Here is an 18,600-nt window from a genome sequence, read left to right on the forward strand (position 1 = left end):
TTTATCTATACTCAATCTGCGAAGTAAGATCGTCATTTTTAAAAATTTTTAAAATCATTTTTGCAAAATTTGAGCCAACGATTGCACTAAGTTCATATCTTGTGTCTGAATTTGGCTCTTCAAAAATAAATACGCCAAGCTCCTCAATGTATTCTTTTTTGACAAATTTATCAAATATAAATGAAAGAATGTAATCGCTCTTTGGAAGCCTAATATAGCTTATATCAGCCCCATCCAAGATAGCATGAAGCAGTAACTTTTTTTTAAGCAATATATCAGCAAAATATGCTGCATTCTCTCTTGAACTTTGTGTTTTTGATAGTTTACTTGCTGGAAGAGCGAGCCTATCTATATCATTTGTTTTTAAGCAAGATATGCCAAAGATATTAAGAAATTCTTCGTTTTGTGAATCTTTTAAAAGATCTTGTATTTTTTGATTACAAATTTTAGGATATTCAGCTTTTTCAAAATAACTTTTGATGTCAGCCGTCCCAATAGCAAAGGCATTTAATGATAAAAATATAATAAGTAAAAATTTCACAACGTATCACTTTTTATCTTATTTATTAGCTCATTTATTTCTGGCTTATTTTTATTTTTATTATATTCTTCTAATGCGCGCAATGCGTCATCTTTTTGTTTTAGCATATATTTTGCCTTAGCAAACATAACCCAAGACTCCTCAATGCTACTATCTAAATTATTTGCCGATAGTGCCCATTTTATAGTATCGCTATATCTTTTATCTTGATAGCATTTTCTTGCTATTTTAAGGGCGATTTCTGGATTTTTATTTTTATTAAAATTTTCTTTTAGTATAGAAATTTCATTGTTTTCACTTGAAATTTGAATATCAATTTTTGGCTTTGCCTTTGGTTCTAATTCTATTATCTCTTCATTTGGTAGAGGTTGTCCATTTTGTATATTTTCATTTTCAGTTGGTAAATTTAGTTTTAGCCAACCGCCACCACTTCTTTGTTTTTTATCTAATGTCTGCTCTTTATTGTCTTCATTTAGCTTTATGGATTGTTCTAGCTTTTTAGCTATTTTCTCAGCAAGCTCATCTTGTTTTTTATCTGATTCAAATCTCTCTTTTGCCTGCTCGCTTTTTTGTTTGCCATCTTCTAAAATATTTTTACTGACATTAGTTTCAACAAAGGTTATGTTTTTTTCTTTTATATCTGTTTGTATTGTCAAATTTTTCTCAACTAAAGCCGGAGTACTAGTTGTCTCTTTTTTGTTTTTGGCGTTTGAGAAAAATAAAAAAATACCAAAGATAAAAGCAATTAGCAAGGTTGTAATTATTAAAAGGCCTAGCTTTTTATGTGACAACAATTTTAAAAAGCTATTTTTATTCTTTTTTTCGTACTCTTCATAGAGCTTTTCTAGCCTTTGAATTTCTTGTAATTCAAGCATGAATTATTCCTGTATCAAGTGCAGACATTGTCAAAATTTTAATATTTGCGTCCTCGCTACTTAATTTTGATGGCTGATTTTGTTCATAATATTCACAAATTTCATAAAATTTATACATAATTTTATTTAGTGTGCGTAGATTTCCGCAACAAAGTTCATAGGCTTTGTCATAGTCTTTTTTCTGAAAATTTAGGTATTTATCGTAGCCTTTTTGTCCTATTTTTCTTTGTAAATAAACTATGATTTCATTCGTGTTTGCACTTCCAAGCTCTATACTCTCCCAAATTCTGGTTTGAAAATAGTCCTTTGCTAACACATCTTCATTTTCAGTTTTATGAATCGTAAATAGAAATTTAAATAATCTTGTATCGGCCATTAGCCTTATTTTTTCGATCAATTCAGTAGGATAAAGTTGTGCTTCATCCAGAATGACAACTATTTGGTTTTGTAAAATTTCATCTTTATTTTTAAATTCTTTTGAGTAGTGTGCAACAAAACTTTCAAAATTATTTATATTATCAAGCTTATTTCCGTATATATCTTCACAAAGAGCTTCTATAAATGTAGCCTCGCTAAAAAAAGGATGTGGGAAGAAAATTAATTTTTTATCCTTTTGAAGATCAGAGGCTATCTTGTTTAGCAAAAAAGTCTTTCCACTGCCAGGCTTGCCATAAAAAAGTATAAGCTTTAATGGCTTTTTTAGAGCCGAGACGATCTTATTGTAACAAGTGATTGAGTTATCCAGATTAACAAAATCAGCTACTTCGTCTTCGTTGATAAAGATATCTTTTATATCCGTATAAATATTCTTGTTATTCATAGATCGTTTTAGAAAAACCTAAGTCTTTTAATGATTGATTAAGTGGCTTTTTTTTGTCAAAATCAACTACATGAGGAGTGATGACAAAGATAAGCTCTGTTGTTTTTATATTGTCTCTTGTGCTTTTAAAGACACCACCTATAAGCGGGATATCAGAAAGAAGAGGTACAGAAGTATTATTTTTACCCTTTGTCTGGCCTATTAATCCACCAAGAATAATAGTATCACCGCTATCAACTTGAACAACAGTTGAAAGCTTCTTTTGCACCGTATCTGGAGCAATCTCTCTTAACGCATTTTGTCTTGTGTCGTCTTCAGCGTATTTAAAGTTACTAAGCGATGGATTGATTCGAAGCATGATTTTATTATTATCAGAGACTTCTGGTAGTAAATTTAATAATATGCCTATAAAAACAGAGTATTGTTTATAAGTAGTTGTCAGCCTATCACTATTGCTGTTTCCATTGTCAGTTTTTTGTTGAACACGGTAGTTTATGTTATCACCAACTGAGATTAGCGCTTGCTGATTATTAAGTGTTGTTACTTTTGGGCTTGATATAACCTTTGTCTTTCCATTTGTTTCAAGAAAATTTATCATCCCATCAAGGCTAAAATTTAAATTAGCTGCGATATTTAATGTACGTCCAAATCCATCGCTTAGGCTATTGCCTTTATTTGTCCAAGTTGCACTTGAGCTCGGATTGTTTCTTGAATTGCCAATGTATGTATTAAATCCAAGCTCAAATTTACTCCAGTCAACGCCTTGTTTGTATTCATTATTTAACTCAACTGAAATAATAGAAACATCAATAATTACTTGTTTTTTTAGTCTTTTTTGCATTTCATCTATATATTTTTCGACACGCTTAAGTTGAGAAGGAGTAGCCGTAACAGTGATAAGTCCCGCATTTTGATTTATGATAGGATCAGGCGCTGTGATATGTTCGCTACTATTATTTAAAATAGCTTTAAGCTCAGCATCTAGTTTTTCCCAAAAGTCAAACCTTTCAGTAGTTTTTATAAGGTTGCTTGAGCCTTGGGAACTATCATCTTGGGAATTATCGCTACTACTTGAACCACTAGAAATTTCAGATGGAGTAGCATCCACTGAAGCTTGGGTGACAGCAGTTCCTTCTCTAATAGAAGTTATATAATCTAGTTTAAAAATTTGAGTTTTTAAAGATGAAATTTTTAATACATTATTTGAAAACTCGTAGCTTAAATTTTTCTCACTTAAAAGCAGGTCAAAAACTTCGCTAAGACTCATATTTCTGATATTAACACCAAAAACTTTATCTTTTAGCTCTGTTTTGCTATAAGTATCCTTTGCAACAATACTAAAGTTACACATCTCTGAAAGCTGATTTAACACATCTACTAGTGCAACATCATCTGAAATTTTCATATTAAAATTCTTGCTTAAACAACTACTCTCATTAGCACTAGCATAATTCATATTCAAGCAAATGAGTGCACCTATTATTAATATTTTACTTAATCTTAATCTCAACATTTTTACTTCCATTTTTTAAAATTAGCTCTTGTTTTTCATCGCCTTTTACTAAAAAAACACTGTTTCTAGTAATGTTGGCTATTTTGTAACCATCAACAATATCACCGACAGCATACCATTTGGAATCAATATTTGCTTTGTTTAATAAAATTGCTTTTAAACTAAGCCCTTTTGAAGCTTGAGTGATAATTGATAAATTTTGATCTGTTACCGTCTTGATAGGTTCTTGTTTAAAAGGATTTTTTATACTCGAAAGCTCAATATCACTAAGACCGCTTCTTTTTTCCTTTATTTTTTCAAAAATTTTATCATAAGAGTCCATTTCTTCTTGAAGCTGATTAGCAAAAGCAATATTTAAAAATAAAAAAGCCAATAAAATTTTTATTTTCATTAGTATTTCATCCCCCAAACAGATATTGAGATCTTAGCACCAAGCTCTTTTTGGGTGGAATTTACATCCATTTTATGAAGATCAACTACTAGCTTTGATTCTTCAAGACCATTTATATATGAAAGCATATCTTTAAAACCTCCAAAAAATGTCAAGTCAATATTTAAAATTTGCTCAATCTTTTGGAAATTTGGCTCTTTTATATCACTTTTTAATTCTAAAATTTTTATATTATTTTGCTTTGCTAAAGATACGATGTTGTCTAAAAAATTTGCCCAATTTTGATCGTTAAATAATAAAAACGATAGTTCTTTTAGCTTTGAATCAAAATGAGCATTAAATTTTAAAACGCTAGAATATTTGCCTTTAAGCGTTTCAAGTATTTTGGTCTCTTCATTTATTTTAAAATTTTTATCTCCACTAGGTGAGCTAGTCGATCTTAAATAATCTCTTGTTCTTGAAAGATCATTGCTAATTTTAGTATGTGTATTAAGTCTTTCATCATAAAAATCTTGCGACGGATCAAAGCAAAGCATATAAACAATATAAATAATAATTAAGGCTGAACCCAAAAAAATTATATTTGTTTCGCTTTGTTTTTTTGCGTCAAAATACTTATCTATTTTACTTAAAACATCTTGTCTCATTGTCTAATCTCTATACTTATATTACTTTCATACTCGTTGTTTTGCCTATCTTCTTTAATTTTTTTTGTATTTACTGAATATTTAGGCATCTTGCTAATATCTTTTATTAGCTGCGTAATCCTTTTTTCATTATCACTAATAACAGTAACTGTTAAATTTTTATCGTTGTTTTTAATATTTGTTATAAAAACGCTATTGTTGTTTATCATATCGGTAATTTCAAAAAGATTTAAACCTTTCATTACGTAATGATCTTTTTTGTTTTCAATTTCTTGAAGTAATCCTTTTCTAAAATTTAACTTCTCTTCTTCTTTGTCAGTTAATCCCTTTATATCATTTTGCTCTTTTTTTAGTCTTTCAAGAGTACTTCTTATTTGTGCTGCTTGTGCATTAAGCACATCAAGCTCATCGCTTAGTCTTTGCGAATCTGCCTCTAAAATACTGCCAGCTATATAATTATAAAGTGGATAGGACATGCTTAGGCAAAAAGCAGCGGCACATGTCAGTATAAATTTACCGCTTTTTCTCTTTGTGAACGGATCAGGCCTAAGTAAATTTGAGAAGTTAAAATCGGCATTAAAGGCCTCTTTTTTGTAAAAATTTGCATATAAAGCCATCATGTTATATCGTTCGCTAATGGCTAAATTTTTAGAATTTATTACAGTGCTTGTATTTAATTTCGTAGCATTTGTGCCGAGCTTTGTATTGATAAATTTCTCAAAACGCTCTATTTTATAGTCGCAATCAATATAGATATTTTTTATATTTATGCTATAGATTCTATTGACAACATTTATCGTGTCATTTACATAAAATATATAGTCCTCAAAAACAGTATTTAGATCGTAGCTAAAGCCTTCTTCATTGCTATCTAAAAGTCCTCTTGTCTTTAGGATGTCTAAAAAGCTTTCTAGGCTTACTCTTTCGCCGCTTTGCTCTATAAATTTATCTTTTAGATAATTTAGTGTGTATCTTAAACCTCTTGATGTAAGATATTCTCCATTTACATAGATGCTTATAAATGCTTCATCGGCCCTAAATGTCAAAAAACAATCACTCTGAGTGCTAGGAAGCAAACCTTTCTTGTAGATAGCACTATATAAAAGTGGCTCTACAACGACATAATCTATAAAAGGTACCCTTTTAGAAATATTTTTAAAAATTTTATTTATCGTTTCATTTGTAGCAATAAAAACATTAAAAATTCTGTCTTCTTTTTCAACATTGCTTTCAAAATAAACTATTTTATAGTCAATCGCAGGATCAAGAGAGAGCTCTTCGTAAATTTTGATCGAGATATTATTTTCAATATCCTCATCATCTATTGTTCTTGAGATGTTTATGGTAGCTGTTATTATATCTTTGTACTCGATGTAAGATATAAAAAAGTCTCGCTTTAGAATATTCTTTGAAAGACTTAATGTATCGACATTGCTATTAGAAAATCTAAAACCTTCATATTCATAAGGATCTAGCGTAACGATTGGATTATCGTTAATTTTTCTAAGCTTTAACATAAAAATTTACCTCATAATGCTCTAATTGGGCTGTATTTTAATATTTTTAAAATAAAAAATCAATAACCAATTATTTTATTAAGGCTCTTTTCTTCTTTACTCCAGCCTTTCTTAACGACTACATCGAGCTTTAAAAAGATCTTTGTTCCGGTTAAATTTTGTATTAGCTTTCTTGCAAAAATTCCTATTCTTTTAATGGTTTCACCATTTTTACCGATGATCATACTTTTATGGATTTCACGCTCAGTGATGATACTTGCAAAAATTTCAGTAATGCCAGGTTTTTCTTTTACACTTTTTATGATCGCATCGCTAAGATATGGGATCTCGTCGCTTAAATTTTCATATATCGCTTCAAGTATAAATTCTCTAAAAATTTCCTTCTCATTTGTTGAAGTAAGAAATTCTGGATCGTAAAAATACTCATGCTCTGGCAAAAGCTTGCAAATTTCATCAAGAAGCGGCTTTTTATAGGTTGGTTGCTTGGTACTAAAAGTAAGCAAAGCTGCAAATTTATCTTGAAATTTTTGATACTGGGTGATCTTTTCTAATACTTTAGCGTTTGAGCTCTCATCGACTTTTGTTAGCACTAAGATGTGTGGTTTTTCAGGATTTAGAGCTAGAAATTTCTCGTAGTCACTTGTATCATCATGAATAGGCGCTAAAAATACGATTAGATCGCAGTCTCCCATCGATTTTATTGCTTGGCTAATTAGTAGTTGATTTATCGCCTTGTTGCTCTCGTGAAGTCCTGGCGTGTCGGTGAAGATGATCTGATCTTCACCATTCATTACGATGCCATTTATCTTTCTGCGAGTTGCGTTTTGTTTATGCGAGACGATGGCGATCTTTTCGTTCAACAGGGTATTTAAAAACGAGCTTTTGCCAGCATTTGTGCGTCCTATGATGCTAATAAAGCCTGATTTCAAAGTATATACCTCGCTAGATCTTGATCTTCTACCACATCTTTTAGGCGCTCTTTTACAAGCTCTTTTGTCACATTTATCTTCTCGCCGCTCTTTTCACTAGCCTCAAAGCTGATATCTTCTATCACGCGCTCGATTACCGTGTGAAGGCGTCTAGCACCGATATCTTCCATCTTTTCATTTGCGGCGTGGGCGATCCTGGCTATCTCTTTTATTGCTTCATCGTCAAATTCTAGTTCAACATTTTCGGTTGAGAGTAGGGCAATGTATTGTTTTAAAAGCGAATTTTTTGGCTGAGTTAAAATTTGATAAAGCGCGTCCTCATCAAGGCTATCAAGCTCGACTCTTAGTGGAAAACGGCCTTGTAGCTCAGGGATGAGATCACTTGGCTTGCTTATGTGAAAAGCGCCAGCTGCGATAAATAAAATGTGGTCTGTCTTTAAATTTCCAAATTTAGTATTTACATTTGAGCCCTCAACGATAGGTAGCAAGTCTCTTTGTACGCCTTCTTTGCTAGGATCTTGTCTATTTGAACTACCTGAACCAACGGCTACTTTGTCGATCTCGTCTATAAAGATAATGCCTTCGTTTTCGGCTCTTCTTAAGGCCTCAGTTTTTACGCTCTCAAGGTCTAAAATTTTATCATTTGCCTCGCTTTGTAGGGCTTTTTTGGCGTCTTTTACCTTCATCTCTTTTTTGATGTTTTTACCGCCGATACCAATTATCTTTATAAAGCTCTCTTGCATCTGCGCCATGTCAGGTGGTACGTTTGAGCCAGCTTCAAGCGGATTTTGCTGCACCTCTATCTCGATACTTAGCTCGTCAAGCTCGCCGTTTCTTAGCCTATTTAGCATCTTGTCATAGCTCTTAGCATACTCTGCTTGCTTCTCCTCACTCGCACCTTTTGGCAGTGGTGGAAGCAGTTTTGAGACGATCTTTTCTTCGATGTAGGCGTTGATTTTATCTTGATTTTTCTCGCTTTGCTCGTTTTTTACGAGATTATATGATGCCATAGCAAGGTCTCTTACCATGCTCTCAACGTCACGACCAACAAAGCCAACCTCGGTATATTTGCTAGCCTCGACCTTGATAAAAGGTAGTCCCATCATCTTTGAAAGACGCCTTGCGATCTCAGTTTTACCAACGCCAGTTGAGCCGATCATCAAGATATTTTTTGGCATGATGTCATCTTGCAAGCTCTTTTCAAGCTTCATACGGCGATATCTGTTGCGAAGCGCGATCGCTATGATCTTTTTGGCGTCCTTTTGGCCGATCACATAGTCATCTAAAAATTTAACAATTTCTCTTGGTGTTAAGTTCATTTTCTCTCTTATTCTAAAACATAAGTTTTGATGTTTGTATTTGTATAGATGCAAATTTCGCCGGCGATCTTGAGGCTCTCTTTGACTAGCTCTTCTTCGTCGATATCGGCAAATTTATCTAAGGCACGGGCCGCTGAAAGTGCGTAGTTACCGCCGCTTCCGATAGCTGCTATCTTGCCATCTTCTGGCTCTACAACATCTCCAGTGCCACTAAGTAAGAAAATTTTATCCCTATCAAGCACAAGCATCATCGCCTCAAGCTTTCTTAGATACTTGTCTTTGCGCCACTCTTTGCTAAATTCTATAACCGCCTTTAGCAAATCGCCCTTTGTATGCTCTAAATTTTTCTCAAACATATCAAAAAGATTAAACGCGTCAGCAGTGCTACCAGCAAAGCCAGCTAGGACTTTGCCGTTGTGAATTTTGCGGATTTTTACGGCATTGCCTTTTAAGACGGTGTTGCCAAAGCTCACCTGTCCGTCGCCACCGATGACCGCTTTATTTTTGCCTTTGTAGGCTAAGATGGTTGTCGCATGAAACATCTACTCTCCTTGCACATCAACCTTCAAGCTCGCATTTATCGAGTGTCCTAGCTTTACATGAACGTCATAAAGGCCGACTGCTTTTAAGTGAGTGTCCATGTCGATCGCTTTTTTCTCGACAACTAAATGATGCGTTTTTTCAAGCTCTGCTGCGATCTCTTCTTTTGAAACTGAGCCAAAAAGCGAGCCATTTGCACCAAGAGTTTTTTTGATGACAACTGTCACTTTTTCAAGCTCTTCTTTAAGCTTTTCTAAATTTGTGATCTCATATTTTAGCTCTTCGGCCTTTCTTTTTTGAGCTGCTTCATATTGGCGGAGCACGTCTGGAGTAGCTGCTTTTGCAAAGCCTTTGCCGATTAAGAAGTTGTTGCCATAGCCGTCTTTTACCTCTTTTATCTCGCCAGCTTTTCCAAGTCCTTTTACGTCTTTTATTAATAATACTTTCATTTTTGTCCTTTTAAATTTTTATTTCTTAGTCAAATTTTCGCCCATTTTTGCGTGCGATGATGAAGCGAAGTGCATTTAGCTTGATAAATCCCTCTGCATCTTTTTGATCATAAACGCTGTCTTCTTCAAATGTGCAGTATGCCTCACTAAATAGATTATCATCTTTGCTGCTTCTGCCAAGGATAGTCACGTTGCCTTTATAAAGCTCAACTTTTACAGAGCCATTTACGTGCTCTTGGCTCTTGTCGATGAGTGCTTGGAGCATATTTCGCTCAGGTGACCACCAGTAGCCATTATAAATTAGCTCGGCGTATTTTGGCATGATCTCATCTTTTAAGTGAGCAGCACCGCGGTCAAGCGTAATGCTCTCGATCGCACGGTGAGCTTTTAGCATTATCGTGCCGCCTGGAGTTTCGTAGCAGCCGCGGCTCTTCATACCAACTGAGCGGTTTTCTACGATATCAAGTCTGCCGATACCGTGTTTTGCACCAAGGCGGTTTAGCTCGGTTAAAATTTCAGCTGGGCTCATTTTTTTGCCGTTTATGCTCACTGGATCGCCCTTTTTATAGCCAATCTCAATGATCTCGCTTTTATCTGGAGCATCTTTTGGGCTTACTGTCCATCTCCACATATCATCTTCTGGTGCATGACTTGGGTCTTCAAGTACTAGACCTCGTAGCTTATGTGAAGTAAATTTGCGTCCATTGAGTATGGGCTCTTGCCTGGTTTTTTGGTGATATCTATGCCGTTTTTCTCAGCGTATGCCAAAAGTTTTTCACGGCTATTTAGATCCCACTCGCGCCAAGGAGCGATGATAGTTAGATTGTCGCCAAGTGCGTAGTATCCGAGTTCAAAGCGAACTTGGTCGTTGCCTTTGCCTGTTGCTCCGTGACTCACGCCATCAGCGCCAACAAGTCTTGCGATCTCACTTTGGCGTTTTGCTATTAGTGGGCGCGCGATCGAGGTGCCAAGGAGATATTCGCCCTCGTAGACCGCATTGGCTCTAAACATTGGAAATACATAATCACGTACAAATTCTTCTCTTAAATCTTCAATAAAAATATTTTCAGGTTTTACGCCAAGTGCTAGGGCTTTTTTGCGTGCAGGCTCTAACTCTTCGCCTTGGCCAATGTCAGCTGTAAATGTGACTACTTCGCAGTTATATTCATCTTGAAGCCATTTTAAAATGATACTTGTGTCAAGTCCGCCAGAGTATGCTAAAACCACTTTTTTTACGTCTTTTTTCATAGCTGTCCTTTTGTTGAAATGGTCGTATTTTAGCCTAAATTGATTAATTTTTAATAAACTAATTTAATAAATAATGCAAGTTTTTTTCTTAGAAATTTTTATAAAAAAGATTAGTATTTAGAATTATGATAATTAATATTGTTTTAAAAGATACTTTGTTAAATTTCAAACTTTTTCAAATTAAATTTTTAAAAGGATAGTCGTGAGAAAAACAAAATTTATTGCCATCTGCCTTAGTGTTTGTGTGGCAAATTCTCTCTATGCAGTAGAGAAAGAAAACAACGAAACTAAGCTAGATGGTGTTGTAGTAAGTGCAAGTGGCTTTTCGCAGCAAATCAAAGAAGCTCCTGCGAGCATAAGCGTGATAAGCGGCGATGAGCTTACAAAAGATAGCTTTACTTCGCTTCACTCAATCGCTCAAAAAGTCCCAGGCGTAAATGTCGTTGGTGGCGAAGACGGGGCAGCTAGCGGTATCTCGATACGTGGTATGGAGAAGTCTCAAACGCTAGTTTTAATTGATGGTAAAAGAGTAAATTCAAGCAGCGCAAATCCAAAGGGCGGAGCAGGGGATATGAACTCAAATTTCATCCCACCAGCTGAAGCGATCGAGCGTATAGAGGTTATCCGTGGTCCTATGAGCTCGCTTTATGGTAGCGACGCAGTTGGAGGCGTTATAAATATCATTACCAAAAAGGGCTTTTCAAAATTTAGCGGCAATGTCGGCATCTCAACCACTATAAACACGCATAAAGGCATAGGTAATGGCAGACAGGGTGATTTTTATCTAAATTTACCTCTTTATAAAGACCTTTTTGCGCTTCAGCTTTGGGGATATAAAAAGCTAAGGGACGAGGATAATTACAAAGGCGGTTATCAAAAGAGCGATAAGAGAAATTTAAGCGCAAAACTTTGGATCACACCAGATGAGCACAATAAATTTTTTATCTTTGGCTCAAATGAAAGGCATGATTACTCAAGAACTGTTGGAAAGTCAGCCACTACTAGAACAAATAGACTTCTAAACGCCTATGACTATGAGAAAAAGAGCTATGGCGTGGGCTATCTTGGCGAATTTGATAACCTAAATGTCGATCTTAGCTACATTTATGATCAGACGCAAAGAACGAGCCTTTTTGATAAATTCATACCTGCAAAAGCTAAAAATTACAACTTTAATTCAAAATTTACAACCTTTCTTGGTGCTCACGCACTAACTTTTGGCTATGACTCTAGCAAACAAAATGTCGGCACGACCTTCATCGTCTCAAACGCCTCAAAAAATGGCCTCGAAAGTCCAAAAAGCTACTCGATGAGTGAGCATGCTGGATTTATCGAAGATGAGTGGCAAATTTTAGAAGAGAAGCTATTTTTAACGCTTGGCTCAAGACTCACGCACAACGAATTTTTTGGCAACCACCTCTCGCCAAGAGCCTACTTAGTCTATAACGCCACAGATACGCTAAGTTTAAAAGGCGGCGTAGCAACTGGCTATAAAACGCCAAATGTCAATCAAATCTCCCCAGAAGTAGGCACTATCCAAAATGCTTGGAAAATAGTTGATTTTGGTAACAAAGATCTAAAACCAGAAAAGAGCATGACTTATGAAGTTGGGGCATATTATGACAATCAGGCTGATTTTAGAGGCTCGGTAACGCTTTTTAGAAATGAGTTTAAAGATAAGATACTAGACACTGACGGCAGTACAATCGTAAATGGAATTCCAGCCTTTAGCACTTGCTCAGGTGCGCCAAGTGTTAATTGCCCTGGCTGGGGAACCTACTTTAACATCGAGGGTGCGACCGTTTGGGGCGTGGAGCTAAGTGGCGACTACGACATCCTTTCAAATCTAAATTTAAGCTCAAACTACACCTATAATAAGTCAAAGATAAAAACTGGTGATCCAACTATAAACACGCCAAATGGCCCTATGAAATTTAGTCAAACAGGGCTTAACAGACTTGATGGCAAAAGCCTAACAGCAACGCCAGAGCATGTATTTCACGCTACGCTTACATATAAGCCTATAAAAAGCATCAAGACATTTTTTGGCGCAAACTACGAGAGTAAGCTAACAAGCGTAAATTTTGGTGCTGGTAATAGCATAAGAGAGAACACAAAAGACCTGCTTACCTTTGATACAGGTGTCAGCTGGGACGCAAACAAGCACCTAACTCTTAGCCTAAATGCCTACAACATCTTTGATAAAGTAAGATACGATGAGGCGCTAGCAGACGACGGCAACTACTACTGGTATCCGCAAGAGGGCAGGAGATTTTGGTTTAAGGTCGCTGCAAAATGGTAAGAGCGTTTAAATTTTTGCTTTTTACACTTGGTATAACGCAGACTTTGCACGCAGGACCTAGCCAGACACCTGAGCCACTTAGTCAAAAAGCTGCTAGCAAATTTGAAATTTCAACCTTTAAAATGAGTGCAAATAATGAAATTTATAAAATTTTCACAGCCAAGATAAAGGGGCAAAATGAGTTTAAAAACGTGCTTTTCTTGCTTGATGCAAATGCCCAGTTTAACATGCTTTTAAATGAATTTGATGGCAAGGCTGCACCGCTAATAATAGGCATAGGATATGACACAGACAAAAGCTATGAAGTAGAAAAACGCACAAGAGACCTCACGCCAAAGGCAGAGGGTGAGGAGTTTAGTAAAGGTGGGGGCGCAGATGCGTTTTACCACTTTTTAACTAAAAATTTAGTGCCGCTAATTGATGAGAAATTTAACGTGAAAAGTAGCCAAAAGAGCCTTTACGGACACTCTTTTGGAGGTCTTTTTACGCTTTATGCCATGCTTAAAAATGAGGAAGTATTTGCAAATTTCTTTATCGCTTCGCCATCTCTTTGGTGGGGTGAGTCTGAAATTTTAAAACAAAATGTGAGTGAGGGCAAATTTAAAGAAAAATTAAAAGCTAAATTTGTCTTTCTTAGCGTTGGCGAGCTCGAAAAGAGAAAGGGCAAAACAGACAAAGCTGGCACTTTAAAGGCGAGTGATTTGGCTGGGATTTTAAAACAAAGTGGCGTAAATTCTCACTTTGAGTTTTACAAAGGTCAAACCCATGGCAGCGTCATACCTCTAAATTTAAAAGAGCTTTTAAAATATCTAAAGGATTAAAAATTTAAGGCTATTTTTGTTAAAATCCGCCGCATGAGAGTAGATAAATTTTTAAACGTAGTAAATATCACCAAAAGGCGTGCCGTTAGCGAAGATATGTGTAAAAGCGGCGTTGTGAGCATAAATGGCGTGCAGGCAAAAGCAGCAAAAGATGTTAAGATCGGCGATATTATCACCATCAATTTTCTAGCTCGTGAGGCGAGATATGAGGTGCTAGCGATCCCAACTACAAAAAGCATACCAAAAAGCGCCCAGAGCGAATATGTAAAAGAGCTTTGATGGTTTTTGAGCTTTTAGAAAATGAGCTTGATGAGCTTGTGCGGGTGCTACCAAAAAGTGGCGTGGTGTTACTAAGTGGCGATCTAGCAAGTGGCAAAACGACTCTTGTAAAGGCGATCATCAAGGCTCATGGCATAGAAGATAGCGTGACGTCACCAACATTTTCTTTGATGCAAATTTATGGTAAAGATATCTACCACTACGACATTTATCAGATCGGATTTGACGGGATGGCTAAAAATGGCCTTTTTGAAAATTTGTTTGAAGAGGGGCTTCATCTAGTAGAGTGGGGCGATGAAAATTTAGAAAAAGCTCTAAAGAAAAACGGCGAGAGCTATACGTTAGTAAAAATTTCTCCTAGCAAAAATGGCAGAAAATACGAGGTTATAAGTGCATAAACTAGAAGTAAAAGATCTAAAAAAGACGATTAAGAAAAGTGAGATCATAAAAGGTATATCTTTAGAGGTAAATAGCGGCGAAGTGGTGGGGCTTCTTGGGCCAAATGGCGCTGGAAAGACGACCACTTTTTATATGATCTGCGGGCTCATCTCGCCAACTAGCGGAGATGTCTTTTTAAACGATGAAAAGATCACAAATGTCCCGCTTCATAAAAGAGCACACCTTGGTATTGGCTATTTGCCGCAAGAGTCAAGCATATTTAAAGAGCTAAGCGTTGAAGAAAATTTGCTCCTTAGCGCTGAAATTTTAAATCAAAGCAAAGAAGATATCTCTAAAAGAGTAAATGAGATGCTAAATATGCTAAACATCGAGCCTATCCGCCTAAGAAAGGGCGTTAGCTAAGTGGCGGCGAGCGCAGACGCTGTGAGATCGCTAGAAGTCTCATCATAAAGCCAAAATTTTTACTGCTTGATGAGCCATTTGCAGGCGTCGATCCTATCGCAGTTAGCGACATTCAAAGCATCGTTAGAGACCTTAAAAAGCTAGGTATCGGCGTTTTGATAACAGACCACAACGTCCGTGAGACGCTAGCCATTTGCGACAGAGCCTACGTCATCAAAGATGGCTCGCTACTAGCAAGCGGCAGTGCGAGCGAAGTGGCAAACAATAAGCTCGTAAGAACGCACTATCTTGGCGAAGAATTTAAGCTACTTGAGTAGATGATGCTAAGGCAAAAGCAAACTTTAGCGCCAAAGATCAAACTAAACCAAACGCTAAGAAGCTGGCTTCCCATCCTTCAAAGCGGGCTTGATGAGCTAAAAGAGACGCTTGAACCTTTTATAAAAGAAAACCCTTTTGCTACGATTGAACATAAAAATTTAGAAAAAAGCGAAAAAAAGCGAAATTTTTTCGAGCAGGTTAGCAAAAACTCGGTTAGCGAAAGCATAGAGGCTTTAAGTATATATAAAGAAAGTCTCTACGAAAAGCTTATTAGCCAGATAAATCCACCACTTTTTCCCACGCAAAAGTCCCAAGATATCGCATATAAGATCATCGAGTGTTTAGATGACGAGGGCTATTTTTCCTATGATGATGAAATTTTTGCAGGCTTTTGCGAGAGCGAAGTGGAGCGGGTTAGGGCGAGATTTGCCTACCTTGAGCCATGTGGCGTGGGCGCAAAGGATGTGAAAGAGAGCTTTTTATTTCAGCTAAGCGAGGCAGAGGCAAGTGAAGAGATCATAGAGTGCGCGAAAAAGATCATCTTAAATTTTGAAAATATAGAAAAACTTAGAAAGCTTAAATTCTATGACGACGCGCTAAAGATCATAAAGAAATTTAAAAATCCCCCAGCCATTGAGTATCTAGAAGAGGCGAGCCAAAAGGTGCCTGATATCTTCGTGCTAAGCACAAGTAGTGGCATTAGTGTGCAAATAAATGACGACTATTATCCTGAAATTTCTATCGACACCGAGGGGCTAGATGAGAAAGAGGTCTTTGTAAGCTCGCGCATAAAAGAGGCAAGCGAGCTCATAGACGCCCTTGAGATGAGAAAATCAACGCTTTATAAGATAGGGCTCATGATAGTTGAGTATCAGTACGACTACTTTTTGGGCGGTGATATAAAGCCTATGAAGCTAAAAGACCTAGCAGACGAGCTTGGACGCAATCCGTCAACCATCTCAAGGGCAATCGCAAATAAGTATCTAAGCTGTGCAAGGGGCACTATTGCACTTAAAAATTTCTTTGCAACTGGCTTTGACGAGGAGACTTCAAATGCTGCGATAAAAGAATTTTTACTAGAGCTCATTAAAGGCGAGGACCACAAAAAGCCACTTTCTGATCTAAAAATTCAAGAGCTCATTCAAGCTAAATTTAACATCCAAATCGTTCGCCGAACCATCACAAAATACCGCAAAATTCTAAACATCGGTAGCTCAAGCCAGCGAAAAAGAGTCTATCAGATAAACGGCTAACTACCACTCATTTACAGCAAAAAGTATGGCCTTACGCATCTGCGTAAAAAGCTCATTACTAATCTCTTCGTACTCTTTGCCACGTTTTTTATATTGTGCCATGCCTGCTGCATCGTCGTTCCAAGAGCCCATACCGCCAAAGACATCAGCCAAGCTTGCCGCAGCAAAAAGAGCTAAATTTTTCTTTGGCATAAGCGGTGCATTAAATATCTTTTGATCATCATTGTTTAAAGATCCAAGTGATTTTAAAGCCCTGCGAAAACACTCACCAAAATTCTCACACTCTATCTCATCTGCAAAGGCCGCTATCTTAGTAAGTATGGCCATAAAAGCCTCTGTGTTGTCGCTAAAATTTTCTAAATTTACATCTTTTTCAAGACCGAATTCTTTATATATTATGTCCCAGCCTCTTTGATCTTTGTTGTATTTCCAGTAGGGTACGAAGTAACTTATGTGCTCTTTAAAAATGCAAATGATCGATTTTGCGGTAGAGTTTGAAAAGCTAAGCAATAAACGTTCATCTGATGAGCCAGTTAAATTTGCAGTAAGTCTTACATCGCTTAATCCAAGCTTTAATGCGTGCTCAAACCACTCATTTACGCCATTTGCCCTATGGCCTGAGAGAAAGTGAAAATTTATACTATTTTCGTAGTTAGTGCCATTATATAGGATAGCAGAAATTGACTTTATGGCCTGCTTTGCGGCAACAATAATGGTGCATATATTAAACATTTCACCATTCATTTTTGGCTCCCTTTAATAGCTCTTGTGGTAAGCCGTGCTCTAGCCAACCATCACAAAATTTTCTTGATTTTTAAAGTATGGTTTTAGGCTCTCATAAGCAGATTGAATATTTTTAAATTTCTTTGCATATTCTTCTTGTATGAGAGGATTTTTGTTGGCGTGCCTATCTGGGTGATAGATATTTACGAGTGAAAGATAGCTCTGCCTGATAGTTTCAAAGTCATCATCTTTTTTGCAACCTAAAATCCCAAAATTTTCCTCAAGCAAATTTGCAAGCACAGAAAATCTACTTACAAATTTAGATGAGCTTTTTATTTTTATGCCTTGTTTAAAGGCTTTGTAGTCTTTTTCATCATAGATAAAATTTACGCTAAATTTTGGATAGCTTCTTTTGTAGAGTAGTTTATTTAATGTGTTTATGTCGTTGTCGTTTGAGATAGTGATGTTTAAAAAGTCATCATTTTTGCTAAAAGTAACATTACTTTTTACTAGACTCTCGCTGATGTAGCTAGCAAAATCTCTGCAAAGTGCATCTTTTAGTTCAAATTTGACTTCATTTTTTACAAAATTTACGTTTAGGCTAATGACTAGAGTTAGGGTATTTTTTTGAACAAAGCCAAGTTTTATGGTTTTATAGTTTGCAAAACGAATATCAAGCTTATCATCACTTTGCTTTTCATAAATTTTTTTTATAAATTTTAAAAAGCACTTGCGTTGCGGGATCTCGCTCTCTTCATAAAATGAAATAACCTTATTTTTATTAGATAAAATTTTTGAAAAATTTCTGCTTATCATATCTCTAAGCTCACGAAACAAAGCGTCATTATCAGTTAAAATGCTTAGAGATTCTAATGTTTGCGTAACTTTCATTGCCTACTCCACATAAAATATTACATGTTTTAGCAATAAGTATTCCAAATTTATATTTTTCTTATATCTTGGCCTTTAATGTACTCTGCAAATTCGTTTTTTAGCTTATTTTCTTTATATGAGATCGCCTCTTCTTTTGTATGAGAAACGGCTTCTTTTTGAGTTTTTTTGATCTCACCTTGCTCTTTAGTAAGTTCTTTTTTTATCTCTTTTAAACTATCGAAAAAATCATTCATTTTTGCTCCTTTTATTTTTATTGGATTTTACTAAAACAGTTATAAAATTAAAATGAATACAATTTTTCTTTAAGGAAAGTTTGGCTAATATCTCGACTTAACTTTCTTGTGCGCTCGTAGCTCAGCTGGATAGAGCATTTGATTGCGGTTCAAAAGGTCAGAGATTCGAATTCTCTCGGGCGCACCA

At 36.0% G+C, this 18,600-nt stretch carries 19 protein-coding genes, 1 tRNA gene and 3 pseudogenes; 8 read left to right on the forward strand and 15 right to left on the reverse strand.

What is annotated here, in order from left to right:
• Position 1 precedes the first annotated feature (1 nt).
• The 12 genes and pseudogenes from A3835_05095 to A3835_05150 all read right to left on the reverse strand — a co-directional run bounded on the left by A3835_05095 (position 2) and on the right by A3835_05150 (position 10,789).
• Positions 2–541 (reverse strand): hypothetical protein, encoded by a 540-nt coding sequence (locus A3835_05095; protein ID ORI07866.1) that lies wholly within the window; start codon positions 539–541, stop codon positions 2–4.
• A complete protein-coding gene (locus tag A3835_05100) occupies positions 538–1,416 on the reverse strand; it encodes a hypothetical protein (GenBank protein ID ORI07867.1) in 879 nt (292 codons plus the stop codon). Before A3835_05100 ends, A3835_05095 begins: the two co-directional genes overlap by 4 nt.
• Positions 1,409–2,236 carry an AAA family ATPase gene (locus A3835_05105; protein ORI07868.1) on the reverse strand — a complete coding sequence of 276 codons (828 nt, stop codon included), beginning with the start codon at positions 2,234–2,236 and terminating at the stop codon, positions 1,409–1,411. The genes A3835_05100 and A3835_05105 overlap by 8 nt, the downstream gene beginning before the upstream one ends.
• The gene (locus tag A3835_05110) at positions 2,229–3,749 is read right to left on the reverse strand and encodes a secretin (GenBank protein ORI07991.1); all 1,521 of its coding nucleotides are present in this window, start codon (positions 3,747–3,749) and stop codon (positions 2,229–2,231) included. Before A3835_05110 ends, A3835_05105 begins: the two co-directional genes overlap by 8 nt.
• Entirely contained in the window at positions 3,727–4,140 is a 414-nt protein-coding gene (locus A3835_05115) for a hypothetical protein (GenBank protein ORI07869.1), read from the reverse strand. The genes A3835_05110 and A3835_05115 overlap by 23 nt, the downstream gene beginning before the upstream one ends.
• A complete protein-coding gene (locus A3835_05120; protein ORI07870.1) occupies positions 4,140–4,787 on the reverse strand; it encodes a pilus assembly protein PilO in 648 nt (215 codons plus the stop codon). Before A3835_05120 ends, A3835_05115 begins: the two co-directional genes overlap by 1 nt.
• Positions 4,784–6,304, reverse strand: a complete 1,521-nt coding sequence (locus A3835_05125; protein ID ORI07871.1) for a C4-dicarboxylate ABC transporter — start codon at positions 6,302–6,304, stop codon at positions 4,784–4,786. Before A3835_05125 ends, A3835_05120 begins: the two co-directional genes overlap by 4 nt.
• A 59-nt stretch (positions 6,305–6,363) precedes the next feature.
• Positions 6,364–7,233 (reverse strand): GTPase Era, encoded by an 870-nt coding sequence (locus tag A3835_05130; protein ORI07872.1) that lies wholly within the window; start codon positions 7,231–7,233, stop codon positions 6,364–6,366.
• Entirely contained in the window at positions 7,230–8,552 is a 1,323-nt protein-coding gene (locus A3835_05135; GenBank protein ORI07873.1) for an HslU--HslV peptidase ATPase subunit, read from the reverse strand. Before A3835_05135 ends, A3835_05130 begins: the two co-directional genes overlap by 4 nt.
• Positions 8,553–8,560: 8 nt before the next feature.
• Positions 8,561–9,094 (reverse strand): HslU--HslV peptidase proteolytic subunit, encoded by a 534-nt coding sequence (locus A3835_05140; GenBank protein ID ORI07874.1) that lies wholly within the window; start codon positions 9,092–9,094, stop codon positions 8,561–8,563.
• Positions 9,095–9,541, reverse strand: coding sequence for a 50S ribosomal protein L9 (locus A3835_05145; GenBank protein ORI07875.1), 447 nt, complete (start codon positions 9,539–9,541; stop codon positions 9,095–9,097).
• Positions 9,542–9,566: 25 nt separating this feature from the next.
• A pseudogene (locus A3835_05150) lies at positions 9,567–10,789 on the reverse strand (argininosuccinate synthase).
• Positions 10,790–10,991: 202 nt separating this feature from the next.
• On the opposite strand from A3835_05150, the pseudogene A3835_05155 reads away from it, so the two are divergent.
• The 7 genes and pseudogenes from A3835_05155 to A3835_05185 all read left to right on the forward strand — a co-directional run bounded on the left by A3835_05155 (position 10,992) and on the right by A3835_05185 (position 16,563).
• A pseudogene (locus A3835_05155) lies at positions 10,992–11,888 on the forward strand (sulfate transporter).
• Between the two features lie 159 nt (positions 11,889–12,047).
• Entirely contained in the window at positions 12,048–13,091 is a 1,044-nt protein-coding gene (locus A3835_05160; protein ORI07992.1) for a colicin I receptor, read from the forward strand.
• Entirely contained in the window at positions 13,085–13,912 is an 828-nt protein-coding gene (locus A3835_05165) for an IroE protein (GenBank protein ORI07876.1), read from the forward strand. Before A3835_05160 ends, A3835_05165 begins: the two co-directional genes overlap by 7 nt.
• A gap of 33 nt (positions 13,913–13,945) precedes the next feature.
• Complete coding sequence (locus A3835_05170; GenBank protein ORI07877.1) at positions 13,946–14,191, forward strand: hypothetical protein; 246 nt, start codon at positions 13,946–13,948, stop codon at positions 14,189–14,191.
• The gene (locus A3835_05175; protein ORI07878.1) at positions 14,191–14,589 is read left to right on the forward strand and encodes a tRNA threonylcarbamoyladenosine biosynthesis protein TsaE; all 399 of its coding nucleotides are present in this window, start codon (positions 14,191–14,193) and stop codon (positions 14,587–14,589) included. Before A3835_05170 ends, A3835_05175 begins: the two co-directional genes overlap by 1 nt.
• Positions 14,582–15,309 (forward strand): annotated as a pseudogene (locus A3835_05180) (ABC transporter ATP-binding protein). The gene A3835_05175 and the pseudogene A3835_05180 overlap by 8 nt, the downstream one beginning before the upstream one ends.
• Before the next feature lie 3 nt (positions 15,310–15,312).
• Positions 15,313–16,563: an RNA polymerase factor sigma-54 gene (locus A3835_05185; GenBank protein ID ORI07993.1), complete on the forward strand. Its 1,251-nt coding sequence runs from the start codon at positions 15,313–15,315 to the stop codon at positions 16,561–16,563.
• On the opposite strand, the gene A3835_05190 is transcribed toward A3835_05185, so the two are convergent.
• From A3835_05190 to A3835_05200, 3 genes are read right to left on the reverse strand one after another with little or no spacing between them, the layout of a single operon-like run.
• On the reverse strand, positions 16,564–17,307 hold the full coding sequence (locus tag A3835_05190; GenBank protein ORI07879.1) for a hypothetical protein: 744 nt from the start codon (positions 17,305–17,307) through the stop codon (positions 16,564–16,566).
• A gap of 39 nt (positions 17,308–17,346) precedes the next feature.
• Positions 17,347–18,177: an adenylosuccinate lyase gene (locus A3835_05195; GenBank protein ID ORI07880.1), complete on the reverse strand. Its 831-nt coding sequence runs from the start codon at positions 18,175–18,177 to the stop codon at positions 17,347–17,349.
• A 50-nt stretch (positions 18,178–18,227) separates the two neighbouring features.
• Positions 18,228–18,413 (reverse strand): hypothetical protein, encoded by a 186-nt coding sequence (locus A3835_05200; GenBank protein ID ORI07881.1) that lies wholly within the window; start codon positions 18,411–18,413, stop codon positions 18,228–18,230.
• Between the two features lie 110 nt (positions 18,414–18,523).
• On the opposite strand from A3835_05200, the gene A3835_05205 reads away from it, so the two are divergent.
• A tRNA-Arg gene (locus A3835_05205) sits at positions 18,524–18,600 on the forward strand.

Source organism: Campylobacter concisus (genome assembly GCA_002092835.1).
In the GTDB taxonomy this organism is placed as follows: Bacteria; Campylobacterota; Campylobacteria; order Campylobacterales; family Campylobacteraceae; genus Campylobacter_A; species Campylobacter_A concisus_K.

Coding starts and splice junctions, on each gene's coding strand:
- A3835_05100 (ORI07867.1), bottom strand. CDS start 1,416: ATGCTTGAATTACAAGAAATTCAAAGGCTAGAAAAGCTCTATGAAGAG.
- A3835_05105 (ORI07868.1), bottom strand. CDS start 2,236: ATGAATAACAAGAATATTTATACGGATATAAAAGATATCTTTATCAAC.
- A3835_05110 (ORI07991.1), bottom strand. CDS start 3,749: ATGTTGAGATTAAGATTAAGTAAAATATTAATAATAGGTGCACTCATT.
- A3835_05115 (ORI07869.1), bottom strand. CDS start 4,140: ATGAAAATAAAAATTTTATTGGCTTTTTTATTTTTAAATATTGCTTTT.
- A3835_05120 (ORI07870.1), bottom strand. CDS start 4,787: ATGAGACAAGATGTTTTAAGTAAAATAGATAAGTATTTTGACGCAAAA.
- A3835_05125 (ORI07871.1), bottom strand. CDS start 6,304: ATGTTAAAGCTTAGAAAAATTAACGATAATCCAATCGTTACGCTAGAT.
- A3835_05135 (ORI07873.1), bottom strand. CDS start 8,552: ATGAACTTAACACCAAGAGAAATTGTTAAATTTTTAGATGACTATGTG.
- A3835_05140 (ORI07874.1), bottom strand. CDS start 9,094: ATGTTTCATGCGACAACCATCTTAGCCTACAAAGGCAAAAATAAAGCG.
- A3835_05145 (ORI07875.1), bottom strand. CDS start 9,541: ATGAAAGTATTATTAATAAAAGACGTAAAAGGACTTGGAAAAGCTGGC.
- A3835_05165 (ORI07876.1), top strand. CDS start 13,085: ATGGTAAGAGCGTTTAAATTTTTGCTTTTTACACTTGGTATAACGCAG.
- A3835_05170 (ORI07877.1), top strand. CDS start 13,946: ATGAGAGTAGATAAATTTTTAAACGTAGTAAATATCACCAAAAGGCGT.
- A3835_05175 (ORI07878.1), top strand. CDS start 14,191: ATGGTTTTTGAGCTTTTAGAAAATGAGCTTGATGAGCTTGTGCGGGTG.
- A3835_05185 (ORI07993.1), top strand. CDS start 15,313: ATGCTAAGGCAAAAGCAAACTTTAGCGCCAAAGATCAAACTAAACCAA.
- A3835_05190 (ORI07879.1), bottom strand. CDS start 17,307: ATGAATGGTGAAATGTTTAATATATGCACCATTATTGTTGCCGCAAAG.
- A3835_05195 (ORI07880.1), bottom strand. CDS start 18,177: ATGAAAGTTACGCAAACATTAGAATCTCTAAGCATTTTAACTGATAAT.
- A3835_05200 (ORI07881.1), bottom strand. CDS start 18,413: ATGAATGATTTTTTCGATAGTTTAAAAGAGATAAAAAAAGAACTTACT.